The organism is Ruminococcus sp. AF17-12 (genome assembly GCF_003479245.1).
Lineage (GTDB): Bacteria > Bacillota > Clostridia > Lachnospirales > Lachnospiraceae > Blautia_A > Blautia_A fusiformis.
In genome coordinates this window covers 1-8,192 of the sequence record NZ_QUGY01000028.1, presented here as the reverse complement: position 1 = coordinate 8,192, position 8,192 = coordinate 1, and the positions used below count along the sequence as shown (strand labels likewise).

The following is an 8,192-nucleotide window of genomic DNA, read 5'->3' as shown; positions in this document are numbered from 1 at the left end:
AGGGAATAGTCCCTTATAGGGACAGAGCAAGCCACCCGCTAAGCGGGTGGTCTTGACTTCTGTTTATTTATGGACCGGTAACTCCATCTGCCGGTTCATGTTTGTGATTACCTGAAACTCTCCGTTTACCCTCTCAATTTCGTATACCAGTGGATGTTCTTCGGCCCACTTCGGATCTTTTTCCGCAAGGCTGTTCCAGGTATACCAGGCCTGGACAAAACCTCCGTGAATGGTATTTTCTGCTTCCAGGCGTGCCTGTACTGCATCTTCATAATTCTTAAATGTTCCTATATAAAATCTCTTCCCCTTAAATCCTATGGTGGCACGGTACTTTCCATTATTCATATGGTAGATTCCACGAAAACCGCTGGTATTGTCACTGCGGTGTTTTCTCTTTTCCAGCATTTCCACGCAGGTTCCATCAACCATATGAAGCTGCCCCGGAAGTTCTTTCCAGATTTCCTGGCGCAGGCAGCCACAACTTTTGTAATTGCCGTGAAGAAGCCCGTCTTCTGTGACCTCCACTTCATTTCCACAGTCGCAGCGGCAATGCCAGAATACTGAGCCTTTTTTGCTCCGTTTATCTGTGTGGTAAAGCGCAGTCAGACGTCCGAATTTCTGGCCGCTGATATCTGTGACTCCCCTTCCCTTTTCGTAACGACTGCAGCCACAGCTGGTACACTTTCCAGCTTTCAGCGCATGTGCGGTAACGATATGGATATTTCCACAGTCACAGCGGCATTCCCATCTGGTTCTTCCGTTCTGGCTCCGAATCCTTCTTACTGCCACAAGTTTCCCGAATCTCTGACCTGTAAGGTCTTCTGCCACCGGTCCACGTCTGGCCGTTTTTTCCAGAATACATCCACAGTTATCCACGGTTCCTCTCACCAGACGCCTTGTATTTACTTTTATTTCATTCCCGCAGTCACAACGGCACAGCCACATAATGTACCGGTTCTCACGTTCATCCAGTCTTTTCAGCACCGTCAGATGTCCAAATCTCCGGCCTTCCAGTTCAAGTCCCCTGTTCATATTCTTCATCCCTTACAAAAAACAGCGGTACGGTAGAAAATTTTTTTCGGCCGCACCGCTGTTCAGATTTTATTTTTTATCCGTCTTCTGTTTTTTTCTGGCAAAACCGATTATAAGTAATACCGCACATCCGGAAACGCAGATTACTGCGATCCATTTTCCGATATTGGTATTATCACCGGTTTTTGGCATGGATTTTACATGACTGGAAGAAGTTCCTGAAGCAGTTGGGTTGCTGCCAGTTTTATCTGGAGTCGTTGTCACCGGAGTTGCCGGTGTACTGGTCGGTGTATATGCAGGAGACGGTGTCGGTGTATTTTCCGGCGTTGGTGTTGGTGTGTCCGCAGGATCATAGGTATTCACAAATGTGATGTCCTGTTTTTCACTGACCATCTGCGCATCTGTATGTGCGGCAACAACCGCTTCCAGCTCGCCGGAGTCTCCGTTTGTTACTGTCACTTTTACGTAATAAACGGTGGAGTCATAATGGCCTTTTTTCAGGCTGCCCGGCTGCTGGGAAACTGTGTAGCAGTACACACCCGGCACAGAATAGCTCACTGCCGGAAATTCCGCTTTCCCGGCTCCTGTTACTGTCAATATGTTTTCTTCCGGCATGGGCGCTTCGTCCTCACCCTGAAGAATGATCGTATAAGTTTCGTCCGGAGATGGCTTCTCACCTGACAATTCCACGCTGACAGGAATCTTTACTTCCGCAACTCCAGCTGCCATAGCTGAAATCGGAAAAACTGTCAGGCACAGAACCGCAAGCAGGAGCACTGCCGGAAATTTTCGTATATTCGTCTTCATCCCCTCCTTACGTCTCCGGCGAATAAGGTTTCATTACCGCCAGAAGAACTGTTCTTGCATCTGTAAATTCCGAAGAGCAGGTTGACATTGCCAGTATCTGGGAAAAATCTTCGGACTTTCCAATATTGTCCATCGTCTGCTGATGGACACGTTCTGCGTTTTTTCTGACAAAATCCACAAGTCCACTGGTATCCGCCTGCCATTTTCCCGTTGCAAAAATCGAATCCTCAGATGCGGAAACCTGCATACACGCAAAAATTTCCAGCTTGTAGGAACGGTCAGGCAGGATCAGCGTACCTGTGGTGTTTTTGTTAAAAAATTTCTTTTTTCTGTAAAGATCCAGATCTCCGAACATCTTATGCTCTGCCATGTGATGACCATACAGGAGAGAATATTTCCCCTGAAAATTTCTGTCACAGCCGGAATCCAGAAAGATACTTCCTGACAAAGCAAAATCACCATATACATCAGTATTGATGTAAGTCAGGTTATCTTCTCCCTGAAGAATCGGATAGTCGATCTTTGTGTGGTCCAGTGTGATCCATCCACAGACATCCGGATTGATCTTGCGGAGCTCTTCAAAAGAAGCGCCTCCGTCTTTCTGTTCCGGGTCGGGTTTCAGTTTTAAGAGCTGTGACTGAATGTCGTCCACAGCGCCATAGACCTGTGCGTTATCCCAGAGTGCATACCCGGAATACGCCGCCGCCAGGATCAGAAACAATGCCACAATGGCAGTGATCAGAGAGTTGGCTGCTTTCAGGAAAAACTTAGATGCGTTCATACTGCCTCCTCTCTGCTGCCTGAATAATCATTAGTCTTCGAATTTGCGTCTTCTGGTGATGAATGCTGCACCTGCGATTACGATTACACCTGCGAATACGAGGATGTATGGGAGGGTTGTGAGGTTGACGCCTGTGTCGACGTTGCCTGTCTTGGTGTTGGTGAAGGCTGCTGTCTGTTCAGCTGCGCTTACAGTACCTTTGTCACCTGTTTTGTCAGCTATACTGTAACCATCTTTTGTATAGTCACTCTCAGTAACTGTATATTTCACATCATATGGAATGTTACCCAAAGATGCAGTCTCTCCATCTGCCAGATCAAACTCATATGTGCAACTTCCACTTGTCCAATCTAAAGCAAGGATTCCTTTATCAGTACCTGCAACTGTTGCTGTAATATCACTCTTAACATCTTTATTTTCAGGTTTTTCAAATTTAACTGTAAAATGGAATTTTTTGGTTTTATCACCTAAATTACCAATAACTGTTTTAGTAACATTTAACTTTCCTGCGGAATAAGTGTTTGTAAATGAATCTGATTTTGCTTCGCCTACTGCCTCTGTATGAACTGCTGCAATACGAAGTTTTCCATCAGCTCCATTAACTACTGTTACTGTCAGCTTAATCTCTTTTCCATAATAAGTAACACCTGCAGTTTTTCCTGCAACTTCCTTCAATGTGTACTCGTACACACCAACATTGTCATACTTCGGCAGTGCAACTGTAATATTTCCAGTTGCTCCCTCAATAGTTGCTGCTGTTTTTGCAAATTCAGCACCTGTAATTATTCCAAGTGCCGGAGCCGAAGTTGCTTCACCATCTTTTACTTTACCATTTCCAACCTGCTCTAATGTAAAAGTTTCTTTTGGAGAAGCTGTGTCTGCATTTGTAAGTTTGTAAACCTTCTCAACAGTAACTCTATCATGATCTTTTGTAGTGTCTACTGTTGTTGCCGCAAACGCCGTACTTCCCATGGTAAACATGGTGGCTGCTGCGATCAAACATGCTAACAGTTTCTTTGTCTTTTTCATAAGAAAATCCTCCTAGAAATATAAATTTATTTATAAGCTCATAATAAGCAGCTTATACGTTTTAACTAAATCGATCACAACGCAGTTATTGAATATAACACTGCGTAACAAATGCGGATGATTTTGTCCGCTTGATTGTGATGTGCTCCCGTAAAAGGGAGAGCTGTTACTTTTTACAGTTCCCTTCTTCGGAGTATGGTGATTACTTTTGCTTTCACATCCTCTGTGGAGATGGGGCCGAATTCACGGCTGTCTTTTGCCTGTGTCCGGTAATCTCCCAGAATGAACACACTGCCTTCCGGAACTGTGTAGGGATAGGTGATCCCCTTCTTTGCATATGTAGGAAATGCAATTTCTCCTGTCTGGGCCGTTCCGTTTACGAGAAGCGTTCCTGTGTCATCCATTGTGATTACATCCGTCTCGCATCCCAGAATACGTCCCACATGAGTTTTGCCGCCGGCTTCATACACGACGACATCATTTTTTGCAAAATTCTGTTCCATCCGAAAACCGATAAGAAGATCTCCGGCCTCCACTGCTGGAAACATTTCATTATCCGGTGCCTGGCCTATAAGAAAAACCTGTGTAAACAGCAGCCAGCCAACGGCCACGATCAACACGATCCGCCAGAAAAGACGGATGTAGCCTTCCTTTATTTCTGTAGAATATCTTCTTTTCCGGATTGTCTGAGAACAGGTTTGATCTTTTTCAGCACGCATCACCTCCGCACCTCTTCCCCGGAGCTCTCTGCCTTCTCTTTTCCGGCATCCCGCCCGGTATTCCTGCTTTCAGCAAGTTTCTTATATTTGCGAATCACGGCATTGCAGCTTTTCTGGTGGTCAGCGAGGAGTGCATCGTAACGTGCACGTTCTGCGCTTAAGGATGTCTCGTAGATCTGGTTCAGCTCTTCCAGTTTTTTCCAGAGCTGGATCTCATCCACTCCACCGAACAGTACCTTCCGGAATTTTACTTCCTGAAACCACTGTCTCAGCTTTTCCTGCTCATGATTTAACGCCTTTGTATTTGTTTCCGGAAGCCGCTCTGGCTGTGCGTTACGGCTCCCTTTCTTTGCTGTCTTTTTTTCCTTCATCACACGTCCGCCCTTAACTCTGACGTTTTCTGCGTCCGAAGAGCAGAAGCCCAGCACCTAGGGCTACAATTCCCAACGCCAGAATATATGGTGTTGTTCCAAGGTTTAAACCGGTGTCTGGAATGGCTTCTTTATTGTTGGTAAAGGTGACTTCATGTGCGGCATTTTCATTATTCTGCTGAATATTGGATATTGTCGCTGTTCTGCCACCAGCAGAAGCAGAACCGTCTATTGTACAGGAAGTTGTATATCCGCTGTAATTATCCTCAGTAATTGTCACCGTTGCGCCAACCGGAACCTGTGTCAATGCTGTTGTCTGGTTATCTGACAGTGTAATTTCTGTTGGATCTGTATACTGTGTCTTATCGATTTTAAATGGAAGATTAGTATTTCCCTTTACTACCGAGACTTTAAAATGGAACGGTTTGCTCTTGTCTCCCATATTTCCAGTTACAAGCTTTTTGATATTTACGGATGTATAAAGTGGTGTATAGTGAGCATAGAAGTTTACGGTACCGTCTGCCAGCTCTGTGGCATTCGGGGTATAATTCCAGTTTGTAATTTTCTGGTCTTTATAAGCTCCTCCGGTCTCATTTTCCGGATACCAGCCATCCAGAACATAGATTATTCCGTTAACTTCTTTTGTACTGCCTATCTCAGCTTTTGTTGTTTCGACAACAGAATCGCCAGTTTTATAGTTTTTCGCATCAACCTGTGTGTAGTCCGTCTCACCCGGGTCTTTTACCCAGAATTTTGCGGTAAATACACTTTTACTTTTTATACTCAGCGCACAGTCTATGTGATATGGATATGTTCCTCCATTGTCACGTGAAATTTTACGGGGCGTTAATGTAATCTCCAGAATATCTTCTTTATTAAGATCCCTAAGAGCAATCCCTGTATCTTTACTGATTGCAGTTTTATAATTATCCCAGATTGAATCCAATACAAATGTGAAATATGAACCAGTAGTCGCATCTCCACGCTTTACTGTCCAGGTTGTACCTTTACTTCCATCCGGCCATGAAGTAATATACTTAGATACATTTGATTTAATATTTTTCTCCTTGTAAACCGTATTTCCTACATAACCATCTTCCCAGGTTGCACCATCTGTATTAATATTTCCTATTGTATTACTTGTTTCCTGTGCCGGTGCCCATGCTCCTGTATCATTTGTCCATGGATCTCCTGCAGGATTGGCAAGATAATAAATTGCTGCTTTCCCAGAATATGTTGTTGAGGATGCTGGTGTAGGTGTTGGCCACTTTGCTTTCGCATCTTGTGTCTGTACCTCTGAATCTGCTTTATCCTTTTCCAGCTCTTCCACCTGCGTTGGTGTAGCCGTTGGCTGTTCCGTCACCGTTGGCTCCTCCGGCTGCTCAGTCACAGTCGGGTCCGCTGGCTGCTCATTATCTTCTGACGGAGTCGGCTCCGCATTATCTGCATCCGGATTCTCCACATTATCTTCCGGTGGAGTAACTTCCGGTTCTTCCGTCTGTTCTTCCCCGGGCGTCTGTTCGCTGTCCGTCTCTGCCTCTGCTGCCTCCGGATCTCCCTCTTCCTCTGTCATGACAGACTGTACTGTTTCATCTGTATTTTCGCTGCTGGCCTCTACGGAAAATGCTGAAATGGAAACACTGCAGATCATTGCAAACGCAATACAGACTGCCAGCATTTTTCTCAGCAGGCCATGTTTTCCAGATGAATGATTATGTATCATACCTCATACCTCCTTCTTGTATGATATGGCAATCAAAAAAACAGGCACCTCTCATACATACTGTTTGTCCGTGCCGGTATTTCTGCTCTTTCGCAGAGCACAATACTCTGCGTAAAATTTTCTGTAACCCTCTGAAAATCCGTATCTTTTCTGTCTCTGACGGCGATTTTTGACGGTTTTTAAAAATTTATAATCTGGAATTTTTTTCCGTTTTCCCGGTTTCCATCTTAAGTTTTTCCATATTTGCACGCTTCAGTCGCATAGACGAGTGTACATAACATTCCAGCGTAATCCTGGTGCTGGAATGCCCCAGAATCTCCGAAAGGCTTCGGATCTCAAAACCGGCCTCCACGCATCTTGTGGCAAAACTGTGGCGCAGAGTATGGAAATGCACACCTTCCAGATTGCAGGCATCTGTATACAGTTTCATCCTGTACTGCAAAGTTCTCGGTTCCAGAAACTGCTCTTTTTTACCGGTCAGAATATAGGCATCCGGATTATCTTTTTTCCACCGGGCGCAAAGATTTGCAATGTCCTCATTCATGGGAATCACTCTTGCAGATTTTCCGCTTTTCGGCCCGCCGGTTACAATTCTTGTTTTTTCCTCACTGACAGGGGTCAGATCTTTCAGGCGCTGCATGGTGTGACGCACATAAATGACTTTTTCTTCCAGAGAAATATCTCCCCACTTCAGGGCACAGAGTTCTCCGATTCGAAGTCCGGTCATAAGTGCTAGCAAAACGCCAAACCGGCATACGTCCATATCTTTCAGAAGATATTCCGTAAATCTTTTCTGCTCTTCAACGGTCAGTACACGCATTTCTTTTTGTTCTGCACGTGGATATACGATTTCCACAGACCGGGCAAGCGGATTTTGTTTTACTGTATAATCTAAAATGGAATTCAATACGGAAAGAATATCCCGCACTGTTTTTTGTGAAAGATTTTTCTCATGAAGCAGATGATAACTGAACTGCTCCACAAGTATTTCTGAGACAGCTTCCGAAAAATATTCGCCCAGATCAGGTTTGATGTATTTTTCCAGAATCGTTGTATATTTTACAAAAGTAGCTGGCTTTACGCTGCTCCGTTTCAGGCAAAGCCATTCGTCACAATAATCGGAAAGACGTTTTCTCCTTCCGTGCACGGACTGAGGCTGATTATTCATAAGCGCAAAACGGGCCTGATTCATTTTGTCCCTGGCTTCATGGTATGTTTTTCCATAACAGTAGCCATAATGGATACTTCCATTCAGCCTGTGGCCCTTGATATACCTGGCTTCCCAGCGACCGTCTTTTCTCCTGTAAATGTTTTCTCCTTTTCTGCTCATTGTTTTTCCTCCTGTTAAACAGAATTCTTATAGTCTGATCACAAATGAGATATTTTATCCACCACCAGGTACCTTCTGACGATAATCCTGACGGCGTATTACCTCCTTTTACAGCTGCTTTCCCATTTGCAGCCCTATATTATCCGTAAAATCTGACGAAAAACCACGACAAAAAAGCTGTTTTTCCAGAGCTAAAAGCTTGAATTTTAAGAAAAAAAGTGGTAACTTTATATAAACAGAGTATTGTGCTCTGTGAAATTTTACCAGTTAATTATCTTAAAATAACTATATTTTTTAAGTAAAAAATTCCCGCATATATCCTTCCTGATATACGCGGGAATTTCTGATTGTGTGACAGTAAAAATAAACCCCCTGCTATGCAGGGGGAGGGAAGATCTTT

8 protein-coding genes are annotated in these 8,192 nt (G+C 44.2%); all 8 read right to left on the bottom strand.

The features are described 5' to 3' along the window. Window positions 1-63: 63 nt before the first annotated feature. Window positions 64-1,032 carry an AP2/ERF family transcription factor gene (locus DWW77_RS17720; protein ID WP_286188045.1) on the bottom strand — a complete coding sequence of 323 codons (969 nt, stop codon included), beginning with the start codon at window positions 1,030-1,032 and terminating at the stop codon, window positions 64-66. A 69-nt stretch (window positions 1,033-1,101) separates the two neighbouring features. Next, a complete protein-coding gene (locus DWW77_RS17715; RefSeq protein ID WP_118609257.1) occupies window positions 1,102-1,839 on the bottom strand; it encodes a streptococcal pilin isopeptide linkage domain-containing protein in 738 nt (245 codons plus the stop codon). A gap of 7 nt (window positions 1,840-1,846) precedes the next feature. Beyond that, on the bottom strand, window positions 1,847-2,620 hold the full coding sequence (gene srtB, locus DWW77_RS17710) for a class B sortase (protein ID WP_118609256.1): 774 nt from the start codon (window positions 2,618-2,620) through the stop codon (window positions 1,847-1,849). 30 nt (window positions 2,621-2,650) lie between these two features. Beyond that, window positions 2,651-3,649, bottom strand: coding sequence for a DUF7601 domain-containing protein (locus DWW77_RS17705; protein ID WP_118609255.1), 999 nt, complete (start codon window positions 3,647-3,649; stop codon window positions 2,651-2,653). A gap of 173 nt (window positions 3,650-3,822) precedes the next feature. Next, entirely contained in the window at window positions 3,823-4,368 is a 546-nt protein-coding gene (gene lepB / locus DWW77_RS17700; RefSeq protein ID WP_118609254.1) for a signal peptidase I, read from the bottom strand. Continuing rightward, the gene (locus DWW77_RS17695; RefSeq protein ID WP_118609253.1) at window positions 4,368-4,739 is read right to left on the bottom strand and encodes a hypothetical protein; all 372 of its coding nucleotides are present in this window, start codon (window positions 4,737-4,739) and stop codon (window positions 4,368-4,370) included. The genes lepB and DWW77_RS17695 overlap by 1 nt, the downstream gene beginning before the upstream one ends. Window positions 4,740-4,752: 13 nt before the next feature. Beyond that, window positions 4,753-6,462: a DUF7601 domain-containing protein gene (locus tag DWW77_RS17690; RefSeq protein WP_118609252.1), complete on the bottom strand. Its 1,710-nt coding sequence runs from the start codon at window positions 6,460-6,462 to the stop codon at window positions 4,753-4,755. A gap of 187 nt (window positions 6,463-6,649) precedes the next feature. Continuing rightward, entirely contained in the window at window positions 6,650-7,792 is a 1,143-nt protein-coding gene (locus DWW77_RS17685) for a tyrosine-type recombinase/integrase (RefSeq protein ID WP_118609251.1), read from the bottom strand. Window positions 7,793-8,192 lie beyond the last annotated feature (400 nt).